We start from the raw sequence: 18,022 nt of genomic DNA, 5'->3' as shown, positions 1-18,022 counted from the left end.
AGCAGGCCCGATCGATCATACGCGCACCCCGTCGAGGCCACGAGCCATGCGGCGTTCCAGCGACCGCACGCCCCAGGAGATGAGCAGCGCCAGGACGAAATAGATGACGAGGATGGTGCTGAACGGCACCAGTGTATTGCCGGTCTGCGAGCGCACCACCTGCGCCTGGAAGGTCAGGTCTGCAAGCGAGATCAACGAAACGACGGCGGTGGCCTTGAGCAGCTCGATGGCGTTGTTGCCGAAGGTCGGCAGCATCACCAAAAGCGCTTGCGGCAGGATGATATGGCGCATGGCTTGCCAGCGGCCGAGATTGAGCGCGGTGCAGGCCTCATATTGTTCGCGGCCGATCGACTTGATGGCGCCGCGCACGACTTCCGCCGCATAAGCGCCGACATTGAGGCCTAGCGCCAGCACGCCGGCCTGCAGCGGCGTCAGCGAAATGCCGGCGAAAGGCAGCACGAAATAGGCCCAGAACAGCTGCACGAAGATCGAGGTGCCGCGGAAGAACTCGATATAGGCGGTGGCCAGCGCGCGCAGCACGAAAAACCGCGACAGCCGCCCCAGCCCGGCAAGAAAGGCCATGACCAAGGCCAGCACCGACCCCATCAGCGTCAACTCGATGGTGACGAGTGCTCCTTGCAATATCAGGCCGAAATAGCCGGACCATTGGGTCATTGGGTCGAGAGTTTCCGCGTTGAATGTCCAGCGAGACGTTGGCTTCAGCCTCCTTCTCCCCGTTCACGGGAAAAAGATGCCGGCAGGCAGATGAGGGGCAGAGCCAGCTTGGCAGAACTTTGTGCTGCCCCTCATCCGGCCCTTCGGGCCTCCTTCTCTCCGTGAACGGGGAGAAGGAAGACCCGCCTATTTCGCCGAGCAGAGCTTGTCGCGGCTCGTCGACATTGCCGCCGCCGCCGAGAAGCCGTAAGGCTCGATGATCTTGGCGAACTCGCCGGACTTCTTCAGTTTCGCCAGCTCGACATCATAGGCGTCGCGCAGCGCTTCGTCGCCCTTCTTGAAGGCTGCGCCGTCGCAATAGACCGGCGCACCGACCACCGGCGCGATGACTTCGAGGTTCGGATCATTGGCTTTCTTGACCAGGTCGTTGATCGACAGCACGGGCAGTGAATAAGCATCGATGCGGCCGTCCTGCAGCATCTTCAGGCCGCTCTGGCCGTCCGGCACGACGATGACGCGCTCGCGCGGCACACCTGCGGTTAGCGCCAGCTTTTCCTCGGTGCCGCCACCCGGTGCGCCGATCGTCGCGCTGGTGTCCTTGGCGACGTCCTCGTAGCTCTTGAAGCCTTTCGGGTTGCCCTTCTTCACCAGCATCGCCTCGGCGTCGCACAGCACCGGTTCCGAATAGGCGACCGCAGCGCAACGTTCCGGCTTCATGAACAGGCCGGCGGTGACGACGTCGAAACGGCCGGCCTGCAAGCCGGGGATCATGGCGCCATATTCCGAGATCGAGGCGACGATATCGTTGACGCCAAGACGTTTGAAGATTTCACGGGCAACGTCAGGCGCCGCACCCGAAACCTTGCCGTCGGCAGCGACCGCCGTATAGGGCGGCTCGTTGGCGATAGCGACGCGGGCAAAGCCTTGCGCCTTGAGCTCTTCGAGCTTGCTGTCATCGGCCGAGCCGGACGTCGAGGCGGCCAGCACCGCCGCCAGCGCAATACCGGCGACGCCGGCCAAAATGGCAAATTTCTTCATTGTTCCCAACTCCTTGTTTGTCTGTCTTCTTGGCTTGCTTGAGGCGTCGCCGCCTCGCATGGCAGTCAGACCCGATGTCCGGCCGCAATGATCTTCTTCAGGAAACCTTGCGTACGCTCCTGTTTGGGATGGCGGAAAATCTCGTCGGGCTTGCCTTCCTCGACTATTCTGCCGCGATCGAAGAACAGCACCCGGTCGGCGAAGTCATGGGCGAAACCCATCTCGTGGGTGACCAGCAGCATGGTCATGTCGGTCTCGGCGGCGAGCTTGCGCATGACGTTGAGGACCTCGTCGACGAGCTCCGGGTCGAGCGCCGAGGTGACCTCGTCGAACAGCATGATCTTCGGCGACAGCGCCAGCGCCCGGGCAATCGCGACGCGCTGCTTCTGTCCGCCGGAAAGCTGCGCCGGCATCGCTTTGGCCTTGTCGACCATGCCGACCATGTCGAGCAGTTCCATCGCCCGCTTTTCGGCGGCGGCCCGCGGCACGCCTTTGGTCAGCATCGGTGCCAGCGTCACATTGTCGATGACGCATTTGTGCGGAAACAGATTGAACAGTTGGAAGACCATGCCGATCTTCTGGCGCATCTTTGCCAAATGCCGTTCATCGGCCGTCAGCAGCCGGCCGTTACGCTCGATGTGGTACAGCTGTTCGCCATCGACCTGGATGTGGCCGCTGTCGATGCGCTCAAGCGTCATCAGGATACGCAGGATCGTCGTCTTGCCCGAACCCGATGGGCCGATCAGCGCCAGCTTCTCGCCGGGCATGACTTGCATCGAGAGGCCGTCCAGCACCTTGAAGGTGCCGAAGCTTTTCGAAATGCCGTCGATCTTGATGATGGGCGCCGACAATGAATTTCCCGTGCTGGAGAAGCTATGCCTTTAACGATGAGGATCGCAGCAAATCATGTCAATCAAGAAAATAATATCATGACAATATTTCGAATTCCGCACAATTCCCCGCCATTTGTTGCCTAGATGGCAAGCAGGAGATGCTCGGGATCGCCGAGCAGAAGCTTTGTGACAACGCCGAGACCGGCACGCAGTTCCCCCTCCGTGGTCGAGCCCAGCGAAATCCGGACAGCTGGATGCCAAGGCATTTGCGAAATGCGAAACGACGTGCCGGGCGCAATCGCCACGCCCTGCAGGCGCGCCTGGGACACAAAGCTTTCCTCGCCGCGATCCTCGGGCAGCCGCAGCCAGACGTGAAGCCCGTCGCGATGAGCGCGATAATCCACTCCGGCAAGCACCTCGGCGGCGATGTCCAGACGCCGCCGCAAAGCCAGGCGCTGCCATCGAACGAGTTCCATCGCGGTGCCGTCGGTCACCCATTTGCTGGCGATCTCGGCCACCATCGGAGTCGCCATCCAGTTCGAGACCAGGTGGCGGTTGGCAACCGCGGCGACATAACGATTGGGTGCCGCGAGATAGCCGATGCGCAGGCCGGGTACCACGATCTTGGTGAAGGAGGTGACATAGAGCGTGCGCTCGGGGGCAAACGCCGCGAGCGGCGGCGGCCGGTCCTCGACCAGCGGGCCGAGCACGTCGTTCTCGATGATGGCGATGTCGTGCCTGCGCGCCACCGCTGCGATCTGCTCGCGCCGGGCGGCATCCATCAGCGTTGCCGTCGGGTTGATCACCGAGGGCTGCACGAACACGGCGCGGATGTCGGACAGCCGGCAGGCCTCGTCGAGCGCTTCCGGGATCAGCCCATTGTCGTCGATTGGCAGACCCTCGAGATTGAAGCCGAGATAGCGCGCCAGCGGGATCAGCGTGTGATGGCCGATCGCTTCCGTGGCGACGGTCGAACCGGGCGGCGCCACGCTCATCAGCGCTACCGTCATCCCGGCCGTGGCGCCGTTGGTCAGGCTGATGTTCTGCGGCGACGCGTCGAGGCCGCAGAGCCGCAGCCACTCGACGCCCACCGCGCGGTGGCGCGGGAACACCATGTTCGGCCTGAACGACAGCGCCGAGCTCGACGGCAGGTTTTCGGCGAGCCAGCCCAGTGCCTGCCTCAGCCGCTCCAGATGCATCGGTTCGCAGACCGGCTTCAGGATGGAGAGGTCGATGACCTCGCCCAGCCGCTCCGGCAGATAGGGCGGCTCCGGCTCGCGGCGCTGCGTCTGCACGAAGCTGCCGCGGCCGACCTCGCCGGAAACCAGCCCGCGGCGGATCAATTCCTCGTAGGCGCGGCTGACCGTCTGCACGGAAAGTTTCAGATCGTCGGCCAGTTGCCGGTGCGTCGGCAGGCGCGCGCCAGTGGCCAGACGCCCGTCATGGATGGCCCGCGCGAACTGGTCGGCGAGCGATTGATACGCCGGCCGCCGGATAAGAGCGGGATCTGGTCGCCAAAATGTCATGACTTATTAGAGATCGAAATCAGTGCAATTGACAATCGAAATAATGCGCCGTCATGGTGTCGGGCACTGGAAGTGGGTGATCATGGCTGCAGCGAAACTCGATCCGATCGATCTCAAGATCCTTGACGCCATCCAGCGCGACGGGCGCATCACCAAGCTGGCGCTGGCCGAGAAAGTCGGCCTGTCGCCGACGCCGTGCTGGATGCGGCTGCGCAAGCTGGAAAAGGCCGGCATCGTCTCGGGCTACCACGCCAGGATCGCCATGCGCGCCATCTCGCCGGTCGCTACCGTGCTGATGGAGGTGACGCTGGCTAGCCACCGCCAGGCCGATTTCGACCGTTTCGAGCGCGTGATCCGCGACATCCCCGAGATCGTCGCCTGCTGGTCTGTCGGCGGCGGCGTCGATTACCTGCTGAAGGTGATGGCGCGCGACATCGACGCCTATCAGCGGCTGGTCGACGCTCTGCTCGAACGCGAGATCGGCATCGACCGCTATTTCACCTACATCGTCACCAAGACGGTGAAGGAGGAGAGTGTGCTGCCAGTGGCGGATCTGTTGCCGGCATCTTCCTGATGCCGGAGAGATCGTCTGGCGGGGCAGGGCAATAGAGACAATCTCTCTACGTGCAGGCACGCAAACAGCCTCTCTGTTTGCGCGGCAGAGATAGTCTTGCGGCATCACCCGAACCGGGAGCCCGATGATGTCCGCACATTTTGCCCGCTCGCACCGCCATGAAGCACTTGATCGCCTCGCCGACCGACGGCTGCTGCGCGAACTCGCCTATGTCGCTGGCCACTGGACGGCGAGCGAGACCGCGGAGAGTTTCGAGGTAACCGATCCGGCCACCGGATCCACCGTCGCTTTTGTTGCCGCGCTCGATGCCCGGCAGACGACATTGGCGATCGATGCGGCATCGCGCGCCTTTCCTGCTTGGCGCGCATCGCTGCCGCAGGAAAGGTCGAAAATCTTGCGAAAATGGTTCGATCTGATCGTCGCCGCCAAGAATGACCTGGCTCTGCTGATGACGCTCGAACAAGGCAAGCCGCTGAAGGAATCGCTCGGCGAGATCGACTATGCCGCCTCTTTTGTCGAATGGTATGCCGAGGAGGCCAAACGTCTCAACGCCGAAAGCGTCACCAGCCATCTGCCTGATACCGAGATGATGGTGCGGCGCGAGCCGCTTGGCGTCGTCGGCGTCGTCACGCCGTGGAATTTTCCAGCGGCCATGCTGACCCGCAAGGCGGCTGCCGCCCTTGCCGCCGGTTGCACCATCGTCGCGCATCCTTCCTCGGAAACGCCGCTGTCGGCACTGGCGCTGGCCGAGCTTGGCGAACGCGCCGGCCTGCCGGCTGGCGTTTTCAACGTCCTCACCGGCAGGGCTTCGACTATCGTTGGGCGGATGTGCGAAGACCCGCGCGTTCGCGCCATGAGCTTCACCGGCTCGACCGAGATCGGCAGGCTGATCGCCGCGCAGAGTGCGCCGACGATGAAGCGTCTGGTGATGGAACTCGGCGGTCATGCGCCGCTGATCGTCTTCGCCGACGCCGATCTCGACAAGGCTGTCGCCATCGCGGTCGACGCCAAATTCGCGACCTCCGGCCAGGACTGCCTCGCCGCCAACCGCATCTATGTCCAGCGTCCGCTCTACGATCGGTTCTGTGCTGCTTTCGCCAAACGCGTCGAGGCATTGCGGACCGGCAATGGCCTGGCTGACGACACCGAAATCGGACCCTTGATGCACGAACGCGCCGTCAAGAAGGTCGAGGAGCAGGTGGCCGATGCGCTCGCCAAAGGCGCGCGCTGCCTGACCGGCGGCAAGCGCCATTCCGCCGGGCCGCTGTTCTACCAGGCGACCCTGCTTGCCGACGTGGGAGACGACGCTTTGATCATGCGCGAGGAAACCTTCGGTCCGGTTGCCGCCGTGACGCCCTTCGACAGCGAAGAGGAAGTCGTCGCCCGCGCCAATGCCACCGAATACGGCCTCGTCGCCTATGTCGTCACCGAAAACGGCGGTAGGCAATTGCGCATGGGCCGCGCGCTCGACTATGGCATGGTCGCCATCAACCGCGTCAAGATCACCGGCGCGCCGATCCCTTTCGGCGGCGTCAAGCAGTCCGGCATCGGCCGCGAGGGCTCGCGTCACGGGCTCGAAGCCTTTACCGATCTCAAATATCTCTGCCTCGACGTGGCGTGAGCCGCGCCCGACACTTTCCCTCAGGAGTAGAAAAATGCTCGACCAGTCAAACGAACTCGCCGCCTGGGACCGCGATCACTTCTTCCATCCCTCGACCCATATGGGCACCCACGCGCGTGGCGAGAGCCCGACCCGTGTGATCGCCGGCGGCGAAGGCGTCACCATCTGGGACAACAACGGGCGCAAAAGCATCGATGCCTTCGCCGGGCTCTACTGCGTCAATGTCGGTTATGGCCGCCAGAAGATCGCCGACGCCATCGCCGCGCAGGCCAAGAATCTCGCTTATTACCATGCCTATGTCGGGCACGGCACCGAGGCGTCGATCACGCTGTCCAAGATGATCATCGATCGCGCGCCGCAAGGCATGTCGAGGGTCTATTTCGGGCTCTCTGGTTCAGACGCCAATGAAACCAACATCAAGCTGATCTGGTACTACAACAACGTGCTCGGCCGGTCCGAGAAGAAGAAGATCATCTCGCGCTGGCGCGGTTATCACGGCTCCGGCATCATGACCGGATCGCTGACCGGCCTCGACCTGTTCCACAACGCCTTCGACCTGCCGCGTGCGCCGGTCCTGCACACCGAGGCGCCCTACTATTTCCGCCGCGCCGACCGCTCGCTGAGTGAAGAGCAGTTTTCGCAATACTGCGCCGACAAGCTCGAGGAGATGATCCTCGCCGAAGGGCCGGAAACGGTCGCCGCCTTCATCGGCGAGCCGATCCTCGGCACCGGCGGCATCGTGCCGCCGCCAGCCGGCTATTGGGAAAAGATCCAGGCGGTGCTGAAGAAATACGACGTGCTTTTGATCGCCGATGAAGTAGTCACCGGCTTCGGCCGATTGGGTACCATGTTCGGCTCCGACCATTACGGCATCAAGCCCGACCTGATCACCATCGCCAAGGGCCTGACCTCGGCCTATGCGCCGCTCTCCGGCGTCATCGTCTCCGACAAGGTGTGGCAGGTGCTCGTCCAAGGCTCCGACAAGCTCGGCTCGCTCGGCCATGGCTGGACCTATTCGGCGCATCCGATCTGCGTGGCCGCCGGCGTCGCCAACCTGGAACTGATCGACGAGATGGACCTGGTGCGGAACGCCGGCGAGACCGGCGCCTATTTCCGCGCCGAGCTGACGAAAGCCGTCGGTGGCCACAAAAACGTCGGCGAGGTGCGCGGCGACGGCATGCTGGCGGCAATCGAGTTCGTCGCCGACCTGGACGACCGCGTGTTCTTCGACGCCTCGCAAAAGATCGGACCGCAGGTCGCGACCACCCTTGCGGCAAGCGGCGTCATCGGCCGCGCCATGCCGCAGGGCGACATTCTCGGTTTCGCGCCGCCGCTCTGCCTGACTCGGCAAGAGGCCGACATCGTCGTCTCCAAGACGGCCGACGCGGTGAAGAGCGTGTTTGCCAACATCTGAAGAACCGACATGAATGCCATGACCAAGACCCTCCCCGCCACCATGGCCGCCGTGCAGCTGATCGGGCACGGCGGACCGGAAAAGCTCGTCTACCGCACCGACGTCAAAGTGCCCTCGCCCGCTCCGGGCGAGGTGCTGATCAAGGTCACCGCTTGCGGCATGAACAACACCGATGTCTGGGTGCGCCAGGGCGCCTATGGCACTGAGGAGGATGCAGCCGCCGTCTCGACATGGCGGCGGCAAGGCAACACACTGACCTTCCCGCGCATCCAGGGCACCGACACGGTCGGCAACATCGTTGCCGTCGGCGACGGCGTGTCGCCGGCCCGCATCGGCGAGCGGGTGATGGTCGATTTCTCCATCTACAATCGCGACGACGATTCACTCGCCGACATCGACTATATGGGCCACGGCCGCGACGGCGGCTATGCCGAGTACCAGACAGTGCCGGCCGAGAACGCCCATGTCGTCAGCACCGATCTGAGCGACGTCGAACTTGCCACTTTCTGCTGCGCCTATCTCACCGGCGAGCAGATGCTGGAACGCGCCGCATTGAAAGCCGGCGAGCGCGTGCTGGTCACCGGCGCCTCGGGCGGCGTCGGCTCAGGCATCGTGCAGCTGGCGCGGGCACGCGGCGCCATTCCCTATGCGGTTGCCGGCAAGGGCAAGGAACAGGCCGTGCGTGACATCGGCGCCGAGGCGGTGATCACCCGCGGCGTTGCCGATCTGCCGGCCGCCGTCAACGAGGCGACCGGCGGCCGGCCGATCGACGTGGTGGCCGACCTCGTCGGCGGCGCGATCTTCAACGACCTGCTGCGCATCCTCAGGCCCGAAGGCCGCTACACGACGGCGGGCGCGATTGCCGGCCCGGTCGTGCAGCTCGATCTGCGCACCATGTATCTGAAACAGCTCCAACTGCATGGCTCGAGCCAGGGCACACGGGCGGATTTCCGCCGCATCGTGCGCTACATCGAGGAGAAGAAGATCCGGCCGCTGGTCGGCGGCGTCTACAAGCTCTCCGATTTCCATCGCGCCCAGGCCGATTTCATCGCCAAGGATTTCGTCGGCAAGCTGGTGGTCGTACCGGATGCCATCGGCCGCTGAATAGCCTGATCAGCTTTGTGGTCGCACCTGCTTGGCGGCGGCCTCGAGCGACCGTTCAAACGCGTCGATCACCTGGTCGACCTGCGGCTCGGTGATGATCAGCGGCGGGCAGAAAGCCAGCGCATCGCCCATATTGCGCGAGATGACGCCGTTCTGCTGCATGAAGCCGTTGACGAGCCCGCCCAGTTCACCGGTCTTCCCCCACGGCGCCTTGTTCGCCTTGTCGCCGACCAGTTCGACCGCCGCGATCAGGCCGATGCCACGCACCTCGCCGACAAGCGGGTGCGAAGCGAGCGTGCGCAGCCGCTTCTGCATATGCGCGCCGACCGCACGCGCATTGCCGACAAGGTCGCGCTCCTCGATCAGCTTCAGGTTCTCGAGCGCGACCGCTGCCGCAACAGGATGGCCGCCGCCGGTGAAGCCGTGGCCGAAGGTGCCGATACGATTGCTTTCGTCGGCAATCGGCTCGAACACCTTGTCGTTGATCAGCAGGGCTGAGATCGGCAGATAGGACGAAGAGATCTGCTTCGACAGCACCATGATGTCGGGCCTGATGCCGAAGGTCTGCGAGCCGAACATCTCACCTGTTCTGCCGAAGCCGCAGATCACCTCGTCGGCGACCAGCAGGATGTCGTATCTCGACAGCACCGCCTGTATCTTCTCCCAGTAGCCGGAAGGCGGAACGATGACGCCGCCGGCGCCCATGATCGGTTCGCCGAAAAAGGCGGCGATGGTTTCCGGTCCTTCGGCGAGGATCAGCGTTTCCAGCTCGTCGGCAAGCCGCGTCGAAAACAGCTCTTCGCTTTCACCCGGCAGCGCCTCGCGCCAATGGTGCGGCGTCGAGGTATGCAGCACATTGGCAATCGGCAGGTCAAAGGAGGTGTGGTTGTTGGGCAGTCCGGTCAGGCTTGCCGAGGCGATGGTGACGCCGTGATAGCCCTTCTTGCGGCTGATGATCTTCTTGCGCGCCGCCTGGCCGAGCGCATTCGACCGGTACCAGATCATCTTCATGGCCGTATCGTTGGCCTCGGAACCGGAATTGGTGAAATACGCCTTGCTCATCGGCACCGGCGCCATCTGCACCAGTCTCTCGGCGAGATCGATCAGCGGCGAATGCGATTTGGAGCCGAAATCGTGATAGTAAGGCAGCTTCGACATTTGCCGTACTGCCGCATCGACCAGCCGCTTCTCCGAAAAACCGACCGCGACGCTCCAGAGCCCCGCCATCGCCTCGATATAGCGGTTGCCGGCAAGGTCCTCGACATAGATGCCGTCGCCCTTCTCGATGACGAGCGGCCCCGACTCCTGATGCTTGCGCGCATTCGTATAGCCATGCATGTGAAAGCTTATGTCGCGGGCTTCGGGTGAATTCGGTCGTGCGTCCATGACGGCTCCTGTGCTGCACGCGGAACAGTCCTGCCCCCGGTCCGGCTCGGCAGGTCCCCGTGCGTTATGCCGTTTGATGCATCTTTCTCGAACGGTATAGTGTCAAGCGCTTTCGACAGGGCCAGCGGATGGGTGGACGCATGCAGAACTTCGGCTTGACCTAACCGTGGACCATGTCGACTGCATTGTCGCCGGCGCCGGTGTTGTAGGCCTGGCGATCGCGCGAGAGATGGCGCAGCGCGGCATCGATACGCTGGTCCTGGAAGCCGAGAACGCTATCGGCACCGGGACAAGTTCGCGCAACTCCGAGGTCATCCATGCCGGCCTCCACTATCCGGTTGGATCGCTGAAAGCCCTGTTCTGCGTGGCCGGCCGGGAAAGACTCTATCGCTATTGCGAGGAGCGGGCGATCCCGCACGCGCGCTGCGGCAAGCTCATCGTTGCCACAAATGCCGAACAGGAGCCGGTGCTCGCCTCAATCCGGGCCAATGCACGCGCTTGCGGCGCCGGCGACCTGGTGCCGTTGCGCGAAGCCGAGGCGCATGCGCTGGAGCCCAGCCTTAGGTGTACGGCAGCGTTGCTGTCGCCGGCCACCGGGATCATCGACAGCCATGCCCTGATGCTCGCCTTGCTGGCTGATGCCGAAGCGCACGGGGGGGCACTTAGTCTCAACACGCGCATCGCCTCCGGCCGCATCGAAGCGGGCCGCGTCGTGCTCGAGACGGTGGACGCTGCAGGCGGCGAGCGCTTCGAAATCACCACTCCGCGTTTCGTCAATGCCGCCGGGCTTGGCGCGGCAGCACTTGCAGGTTCGCTAGAAGGGCTCAATCAGCAATTCGTGCCAAAGCTCCATTATGCCAAGGGCAATTATTTTTCGGTGATCGGCCGGGCACCGTTCTCGCGATTGGTCTATCCGGTGCCCGAACCCGGCGGGCTCGGTGTTCATCTGACGGTCGATCTCGACGGCGTCACCCGCTTCGGGCCGGACGTCGAATGGATCGATCAACTCGACTATCGCGTCGACCCGGCTCGTGGCGAGCGCTTCTACAGCGAGATCCGCAAATACTGGCCGGACCTGGCCGATGACAGCCTGCAGCCCGCTTACAGCGGCATCCGGCCAAAACTGTCCGGTCCCGGTGAGGCCAATGCCGACTTCTTCATCCAGGACGTGGCGGTGCACGGCGTGGATAGCCTGGTCAACCTGTTCGGCATCGAAAGCCCCGGCCTGACCTCCTGCCTGGCGATTGCCGACCATGTCGCGCAGTGCCTCGCGCCGAACTTGTAGCGTGCGGCGCCCGCGCAACGATCTGCACTGTATCAAGGCGCATTGCGTGAACTTTCAGGCGCAAGTCGCCTATGAGGCACATCGCGCACTTGCAGCCCGCTCCGCGCTCTGATTCCCTGCATTCTGGGCTGTCCTGATTCGCACTGCCCGGTTCAAAGTTTTCGCAGTGCGCCCGGAACAAGCTTCCAGCGACCACTCGGCGTATCCAGGGAGAACGGCAATGAACACCGCGACGAGGCCGGTAATCTCGGAGATGAGGCCCAAGATCACCGTCGTCGGGGTCGGCGGCGGCGGCGGCAACGCCGTCAACAACATGATCGCCGAAGGCCTGCAGGGCGCGGAGTTCATCGTCGCCAACACCGATGCCCAGGCCCTTGCCATGTCGAAGGCAACGAGGCTGATCCAGTTGGGCGCTCATATCACCGAAGGTCTCGGCGCCGGGTCCCTGCCCGAGGTCGGCCGTGCCGCGGCCGTGGAATCCATCGACGAGATCATGGATCACCTTGCTGGAACGCATATGTGCTTCGTGACCGCCGGCATGGGAGGCGGAACCGGCACCGGTGCCGCGCCTGTCATAGCGCAGGCAGCACGGGCAGCCGGAATACTGACCGTCGCCGTCGTTACCAAGCCATTTGTCTTCGAAGGCAGGCGCCGCATGTACGCTGCCGACGAGGGCATCGAGCGCCTGCGCGAAAGCGCCGATACCGTCATCGTCATCCCCAACCAGAACCTGTTCAGGATCGCCGACGCCAGAACCACGTTCGCCGACGCCTTCGCCATGGCCGACCGGGTTCTTTATGCGGGTGTCGGCTGCATCACCGATCTGATCGTCAAGGAAGGCCTGATCAATCTCGACTTCGCCGATGTAAAGTCGGTGATGCGCGACATGGGCCGCGCCATGATGGGAACCGGAGAAGCCGCAGGAGAAGGCCGCGCCAAGAAGGCGGCGGAAGCGGCAATCGCCAACCCGCTGCTCGACGAAGCTTCGATGATGGGCGCCAAGGGCGTCCTTGTCTCGATATCGGGCGGCATGGACATGACGCTGTTCGAGGTCGACGAAGCCGCTACCCGCATCCGCGAGGAGGTCGACAACGATGCCGACATCATCGTCGGCGCCATCTTCGACAAGGCACTCGCCGGAAAATTCAGGGTATCGGTCGTAGCGACCGGCTTGCGGCGTGGCCTGGAGATTCCGCTGCTGGCCGAACCGGAAGTTCGCATGAACTGAACGCGTATCGCGTGCAACTCGCTCAGCCGACTGCCAGCCTCGCGTCACCAGGGCCGCGCGCCGTCGATGACTTCCTATCAGCCGACGGTTGCTCGCGAGCTGTATCCGATACTCAGGCCGCCCGAACGCTGCGCGCTCCACGCGCCCAGGCCGGCAGCCAATTGCCATGCGCAACCAGCAAATCATCGACCAGCGACCATATCTGGTCGAGGTCGAGCTCGGCCGCCGTGTGCGGGTCCATCATCGCCGCGTGATAGATGTGCTCGCGATTCTCGGTCATCAGCGCCTGGACCGTCAGCTCCTGGACGTTGATATTGGTGCGGATCAGCGCGGTGAGCTGCACCGGTAGGTCGCCGATGAGGGTGGGTTGAATGCCGGAGGCGTCGACGAGGCATGGCACCTCGGCCGCGCAATTATATGGCAATGACGTGATGCAGCCGTTGTTGCGGACGTTGCCGTAGATCACCGACGGCTCGCCGGTCCAGACCGAGTTCATGATCGAGGACGCATATTCCTTCGACTGCTCCACTTCGATCTTGTCAGCCGAGCGATAGGCTTCCGCTTGCCCCTTCCAGCGTTCGATCTGCTCGATGCAGCGCTTCGGGTATTCGTCGAGCGGGATACCGAATTTCTCGATCAGGTCGTCGCGCCCGTCCTTGATGAAATAGGGCGTGTATTCCGCGAAATGTTCGGAGCTCTCGGTGACGAAGTAACCGAGGCGCTTCAGCATCTCGTAGCGCACTCTGTTCGGGCAGCGCGGATTCCATCCCGGCTTCGGCGCCCGCCCTTCGCTGTAGGCGCGCAGCAGATCCGGGTAGAGGTTGCGATAGGAGCCATCCAGCTGGCGGTGCTCGAACTTCAGGTAGAAGGCCATGTGATTGATGCCGGCCGAGCGGTAGCGAATCTCCTCGTAGGGAATGTCGAGGTCATGCGCCAGTTCCATCGCCGTGCCTTGCACCGAATGGCAGAGGCCCACCTGCTTGATGTCAGGGTATTTCTCAGCGATCGCCCAGGTGTTGATCGCCATCGGGTTGACATATTGCAGCATGATCGCCTGCGGGCAGACTGCAAGCATGTCCTCGCAGATCTTCCAGAGATGCGGCACGGTTCTCAAGCCGCGCATGATGCCGCCGACACCGAGCGTATCGGCGATGGTCTGGCGCAGACCGTATTTCTTCGGAACTTCGAAGTCGGTGACGGTGCAGGGCTCGTAGCCGCCGATCTGGAAGGCGACGACGACGAAATCGGCGCCCGCCAGCGCCTTGCGCTGGTCCGAATAGGTTTCGGCTTTGGCCCTCACGCCGAGCGTCGAGATCAGCTTGCCGACCACGATTGCGCTTTCCTCGAGCCGTTGCGGATTGATGTCCATCAGTGCGATCGTCGCGCCGGATAAGGCCGGACGCTGCAATATGTCGCCGACGATGTTCCTCATGAACACCGTCGAGCCAGCTCCGATGAAAGCGACCTTGGGATTTCTTGCCACAACGACCTCCGGCTTAAGCAATCAGGCTACCTCGAAAGCGGCCTTGACCAGCCGTTCGGTGTAAGCGGTTTTGGGATGGGACAGGACTTCGTCGACCGGCCCCTCTTCGACGATCTTGCCGTGCTGCATGACGATGACGCGGTGGCACAGCGCCCGAACGACCTTGAGGTCGTGCGAGATGAAGATGTAGCTCAGGCCCCGTTCGCGCTGCAGCTTGCGCAGCAATTCGATGATCTGCGCCTGGACGGAGAGATCCAGTGCCGATGTCGGCTCGTCGAGTACGATGAATTCCGGTTCGAGCGCGACGGCGCGGGCAATCGCAATACGCTGGCGCTGGCCGCCGGAAAACTCGTGCGGGAAGCGCGACAGGATATCGCCGGGCATGCCGGCGCTGATCAGCGCCTCGCGCACCCGCTCTATCCGATCGTTCCTGGTGGCGCCGATTCGGTTGACGACCAGCCCTTCCTCGATGATCTGGCCGATCGTCATGCGTGGGTTGAGCGACGAGAACGGATCCTGGAAGACGACCTGCATGCGCGACCGCAACGGCCGCATCTGCGAACGTGAACAGCCATGGATCGGCTGGCCATCGAAATAGATCTCGCCGCTGTCCGTGGTGTTGAGCCTGAGCAACGCCTCGCCGAAGGTGGTCTTGCCCGATCCGGATTCGCCGACGAGACCCAGCGTCTCGTGCCGCCGAAGGGTCAGGCTGAGACTGTCGACGGCGACGAGTTCGCGCAGATCCGGCCTCATGAACGTGCCATGCCGCAGCATGAACGAGACGCGCACATCCTTGGCTTCAAGAATGACGTCGGCGCCTTCCGGCAACGGATTTGCCTGGCCGCGCGGCTCGGAGGCAAGCAGGTGACAGGTGTAGGGATGCTGCGGATCGGCAAACAGCCTCTCCGTCACATTGTGCTCGCGCATCTCCCCATGCTGCATGACGTAGACATAGTCGGAGAACTGCCGCACCACGGTCAGGTCGTGCGTGATCAGGATCACCGCCATGCGCAGTTTCTTCTGCAGGTTTCGGATGAGATTGAGGATCTGCGCCTGAACCGTGACGTCGAGCGCCGTCGTCGGCTCATCGGCGATCAGCACATCGGGATCGTTGGCCAGCGCCATCGCGATCATCACACGCTGGCGCTGGCCTCCGGAAAGCTGGTGCGGGTACTGCTTCAGCCGCGCCTGGGGCTCAGGAATCTGTACCTGCTGCAGCAGCTCGAGCGCTCTTGCTTCGGCCTGCCTGCGGCTCATCTTGCGATGCACCCGTATCGCCTCGACGATCTGGCTGCCGATCGTGTAGATCGGGTTGAGCGAACTCATCGGCTCCTGAAAGATCATCGAGATGCGGTCGCCGCGCAGTTTGCGCCGCGCACGCTCGGAAAATTTCAGGATGTTCGCCCCGTTGTATTCGACAGTCGATTTCGGCGACACGACCGCGCGTTTCGACAACAGTCCCATGACGGTGCGCGCCGTCACCGACTTGCCCGATCCTGATTCGCCGACTATGGCGATCGTCTCGCCGCGATAGAGCTGGAAGGAGATGTCCTTGACGGCTTCGACCATGCCGTGCTCGACCTTGAAATCGACGGCGATGTTGCGGGCATCGATGACCGGTTTTTCCGAACGGCCGTCATGGTCGAGCCGGACAGGAGGTGCGAAGGATTTGACGAGCGCGTGTTGCATCATGTCACGCTCAATACGGATCGACCGCATCGCGCAATCCATCGCCAAGCGCGTTGAACGCGAAGACGGTGATAAGCACGAAGCCGACCGGCGAGAGGATCCAGGGATAGGTGCCGATGACCGAATAGGTCGCGGTGTCCTGCAGCATCAGGCCCCAGGAGATCAGCGGCGGTTTCACCGCGAAGCCGAGAAAACCGAGGAAGGATTCGAGCAGGACGACGCTGGGGATCGCCAATGTGACGGCAACGATGACGTGGCTCATCACGTTTGGGAAAATGTGCTGCATGATGATGCGGCCGTCGGTGGCGCCGACCGCCATCGCCGCACGGACGTAGTCGATCCGCGCCAGCGCCAAGGTCTTGCCGCGCACCTCGCGCGACATCTGCGCCCAGCCGAGAGCCGACATGACGACGATCACGAAGGCCAGGAAGACATTCGTCGGCGCCGTCACCGGAACAAGCGACGTCAGCGCCAGATAAAGCGGCAATTGCGGAAATGCGAGCACCAGTTCGACGAAGCGCTGGACCCAGACATCGAATGTGCCGCCGAAATAGCCCGACACCATGCCGACTGTCGTACCGATCACGGTGACGATGAAGACCACCGTCAATGCGATCATCAACGAGATGCGCGAACCATAGATCGCACGAGCCAGCACATCGCGGCCGAATTTGTCGGTGCCAAGGAAATGCACCGGCTGGCCGTCGGTCGAGCCGAAAAAGTGCCGGTTTGCGGGAAGCAGGCCGAGCAGTCTGTACTCCGCTCCCTTGACGAAGAAGCCGAGCAGCCGCGGATGGTCGTAGTCCGGCCCGACGACGGGTTGGAAGGTAACCGGGTCGAGGTCTTCCGAATCCGCCAGGGCATAGACGCGTGGCTGGAAGACGAAGTTGCCATCCTTGTCATGGAAGCTCATCATCTGCGGCGGGGCAAAGCCGACATCGGTCACCTTGGGATCCATCGGTGCGAAGAAGTCGGCAAACACCGCCAGCAGCACCAGAAACGCGACCAGGATGAGCCCGGCCATGCCGGTCCAGGACCGTTTCAGGCGGCGCCAGACGAGCGCGATGTAGCTCTCATTGCCGCGCGGCTTGATCTTGGCCGGTTCCTCGGCAAGTGGCGGCAGCGAGGGCTCGAAGGCAAGCATCTCAGGACCCTGCATATTGGCGCACACGCGGGTCGAGCATAACGAGCAGCATGTCGGCGATGATGTTGCCAACGATCAGCGTCGCCGACAGCACCATCATGAAGGTCGCCGTGACATAGACGTCGCCGACCGCCATCGAGCCGACGATCGCCGGGCCAACGGTCGGCAGGGCAAAGATGATCGCCGTCTCGATCTCGCCGGTCAGCATATAGGGCAGCACCACGCCCTGATACATAACCAGCGGATGCAGCGCATTGGGCACCGCATGGCGCATGACGACCGCACCGCCGCTGAGGCCCTTGGCGCGAGCGGTCTCGACATATTGCGCGTTCAGCGTGTCGAGCAGATTGCCGCGCATCACCCGCATGTTGTAGGCGAGCCCGCCGAAGGTCGCGATGGCGACCACCGGCCAGACATGCCGGACGAGATCGACGAACTTCGCCCAGGACCACGGCGCCCCGCCAAATTGCGGCGAAAAGAAGCTGCCGATCTCGGAGACGTTAAACTGGAAGACCAGCAGATAGACGATGATCAGCGCCATCAGGAAGCGCGGTACCGTCATTCCGAGGAAGGAAATCGCTGACAGCGTACTGTCGATCCAGCTGTACTGCCTGGTCGCCGCCCAGATGCCGAAGCCGATGCCCAGCACCGATGCCAACAGGTGGCAGACAAGCGCAAGCAGCAGCGTGCGCGGCAGCCGCTCGCCAACCACGTCGGCGACGGGCTTGTTGTAATACAGGCTGTGGCCGAAATCGCCGCGGGTGATGATGCCGCCGATCCAGTTCAGGTATTGGAGCGGAACCGGCTTATCGAGGCCGTGCTCCACGCTGTAAGCCTTCGCCTGAGCATCGGCCTCGGCAAAGGAGGCTCCACCCTGGTTGATGAGCTGCAAGCGGATATAGTCGGCATAGTTACCCGGCGGTGCCTGGATGATCGCGAAGGTAACCACGCTCAAAATGGCGAGAACCGGTATTGCGCATGCTATGCGCATAAGCAGAAATCGCAGCATCGACCGTTTTGCT

The 18,022-nt window shown here is 63.1% G+C and carries 15 protein-coding genes; 6 read left to right on the top strand and 9 right to left on the bottom strand.

The features are described 5' to 3' along the window. Positions 1–15: 15 nt before the first annotated feature. From ehuC to ehuR, 4 genes are all read right to left on the bottom strand, one after another. Entirely contained in the window at positions 16–675 is a 660-nt protein-coding gene (gene ehuC, locus NKI63_RS18205; protein ID WP_254819481.1) for an ectoine/hydroxyectoine ABC transporter permease subunit EhuC, read from the bottom strand. 186 nt (positions 676–861) lie between these two features. Then, a complete protein-coding gene (ehuB, locus tag NKI63_RS18200) occupies positions 862–1,713 on the bottom strand; it encodes an ectoine/hydroxyectoine ABC transporter substrate-binding protein EhuB (RefSeq protein ID WP_352752735.1) in 852 nt (283 codons plus the stop codon). Positions 1,714–1,778: 65 nt separating this feature from the next. Continuing rightward, the gene (ehuA, locus tag NKI63_RS18195; RefSeq protein ID WP_352704809.1) at positions 1,779–2,564 is read right to left on the bottom strand and encodes an ectoine/hydroxyectoine ABC transporter ATP-binding protein EhuA; all 786 of its coding nucleotides are present in this window, start codon (positions 2,562–2,564) and stop codon (positions 1,779–1,781) included. A 122-nt stretch (positions 2,565–2,686) separates the two neighbouring features. Further along, on the bottom strand, positions 2,687–4,072 hold the full coding sequence (ehuR, locus tag NKI63_RS18190; protein ID WP_352822645.1) for a MocR-like ectoine utilization transcription factor EhuR: 1,386 nt from the start codon (positions 4,070–4,072) through the stop codon (positions 2,687–2,689). A gap of 82 nt (positions 4,073–4,154) precedes the next feature. Between ehuR and NKI63_RS18185 the strand changes: the two genes are divergently transcribed. The 4 genes from NKI63_RS18185 to NKI63_RS18170 all read left to right on the top strand — a co-directional run bounded on the left by NKI63_RS18185 (position 4,155) and on the right by NKI63_RS18170 (position 8,785). Continuing rightward, complete coding sequence (locus tag NKI63_RS18185; RefSeq protein WP_352475676.1) at positions 4,155–4,646, top strand: Lrp/AsnC family transcriptional regulator; 492 nt, start codon at positions 4,155–4,157, stop codon at positions 4,644–4,646. Between the two features lie 127 nt (positions 4,647–4,773). After that, positions 4,774–6,267, top strand: coding sequence for an NAD-dependent succinate-semialdehyde dehydrogenase (locus NKI63_RS18180; RefSeq protein WP_352822643.1), 1,494 nt, complete (start codon positions 4,774–4,776; stop codon positions 6,265–6,267). Between the two features lie 34 nt (positions 6,268–6,301). Continuing rightward, positions 6,302–7,681 carry an aspartate aminotransferase family protein gene (locus tag NKI63_RS18175; protein ID WP_352822640.1) on the top strand — a complete coding sequence of 460 codons (1,380 nt, stop codon included), beginning with the start codon at positions 6,302–6,304 and terminating at the stop codon, positions 7,679–7,681. Between the two features lie 9 nt (positions 7,682–7,690). Further along, a complete protein-coding gene (locus NKI63_RS18170) occupies positions 7,691–8,785 on the top strand; it encodes an alcohol dehydrogenase family protein (RefSeq protein ID WP_352822637.1) in 1,095 nt (364 codons plus the stop codon). A 9-nt stretch (positions 8,786–8,794) separates the two neighbouring features. Here the strand turns inward: NKI63_RS18170 and NKI63_RS18165 are convergent, their stop codons facing one another. Further along, positions 8,795–10,171 carry an aspartate aminotransferase family protein gene (locus NKI63_RS18165; RefSeq protein WP_352507186.1) on the bottom strand — a complete coding sequence of 459 codons (1,377 nt, stop codon included), beginning with the start codon at positions 10,169–10,171 and terminating at the stop codon, positions 8,795–8,797. Positions 10,172–10,337: 166 nt separating this feature from the next. On the opposite strand from NKI63_RS18165, the gene NKI63_RS18160 reads away from it, so the two are divergent. Together NKI63_RS18160 and ftsZ are read left to right on the top strand one after the other, a co-directional pair. Continuing rightward, positions 10,338–11,456 (top strand): NAD(P)/FAD-dependent oxidoreductase, encoded by a 1,119-nt coding sequence (locus NKI63_RS18160; protein WP_352507187.1) that lies wholly within the window; start codon positions 10,338–10,340, stop codon positions 11,454–11,456. Between the two features lie 220 nt (positions 11,457–11,676). Further along, the gene (gene ftsZ / locus NKI63_RS18155) at positions 11,677–12,684 is read left to right on the top strand and encodes a cell division protein FtsZ (protein WP_023677189.1); all 1,008 of its coding nucleotides are present in this window, start codon (positions 11,677–11,679) and stop codon (positions 12,682–12,684) included. 112 nt (positions 12,685–12,796) lie between these two features. Here ftsZ and NKI63_RS18150 read toward each other — a convergent pair whose 3' ends face one another. From NKI63_RS18150 to NKI63_RS18135, 4 genes are read right to left on the bottom strand one after another with little or no spacing between them, the layout of a single operon-like run. Next, a complete protein-coding gene (locus NKI63_RS18150; protein WP_352507188.1) occupies positions 12,797–14,167 on the bottom strand; it encodes an alpha-glucosidase/alpha-galactosidase in 1,371 nt (456 codons plus the stop codon). Positions 14,168–14,188: 21 nt separating this feature from the next. Further along, positions 14,189–15,856: an ABC transporter ATP-binding protein gene (locus tag NKI63_RS18145; protein ID WP_352689631.1), complete on the bottom strand. Its 1,668-nt coding sequence runs from the start codon at positions 15,854–15,856 to the stop codon at positions 14,189–14,191. Between the two features lie 10 nt (positions 15,857–15,866). Then, the gene (locus NKI63_RS18140; RefSeq protein WP_352507189.1) at positions 15,867–17,000 is read right to left on the bottom strand and encodes an ABC transporter permease; all 1,134 of its coding nucleotides are present in this window, start codon (positions 16,998–17,000) and stop codon (positions 15,867–15,869) included. Between the two features lies 1 nt (position 17,001). Next, positions 17,002–18,009 (bottom strand): ABC transporter permease, encoded by a 1,008-nt coding sequence (locus NKI63_RS18135; RefSeq protein ID WP_352507190.1) that lies wholly within the window; start codon positions 18,007–18,009, stop codon positions 17,002–17,004. Between the last annotated feature and the right edge of the window lie 13 nt (positions 18,010–18,022).

The sequence above is a fragment of the Mesorhizobium sp. M0410 genome (assembly GCF_040321435.1).
Lineage (GTDB): Bacteria > Pseudomonadota > Alphaproteobacteria > Rhizobiales > Rhizobiaceae > Mesorhizobium.
The sequence above is the reverse complement of the archived record's forward strand: the minus strand, read 5'-3'. Positions and strand labels throughout refer to the sequence as shown.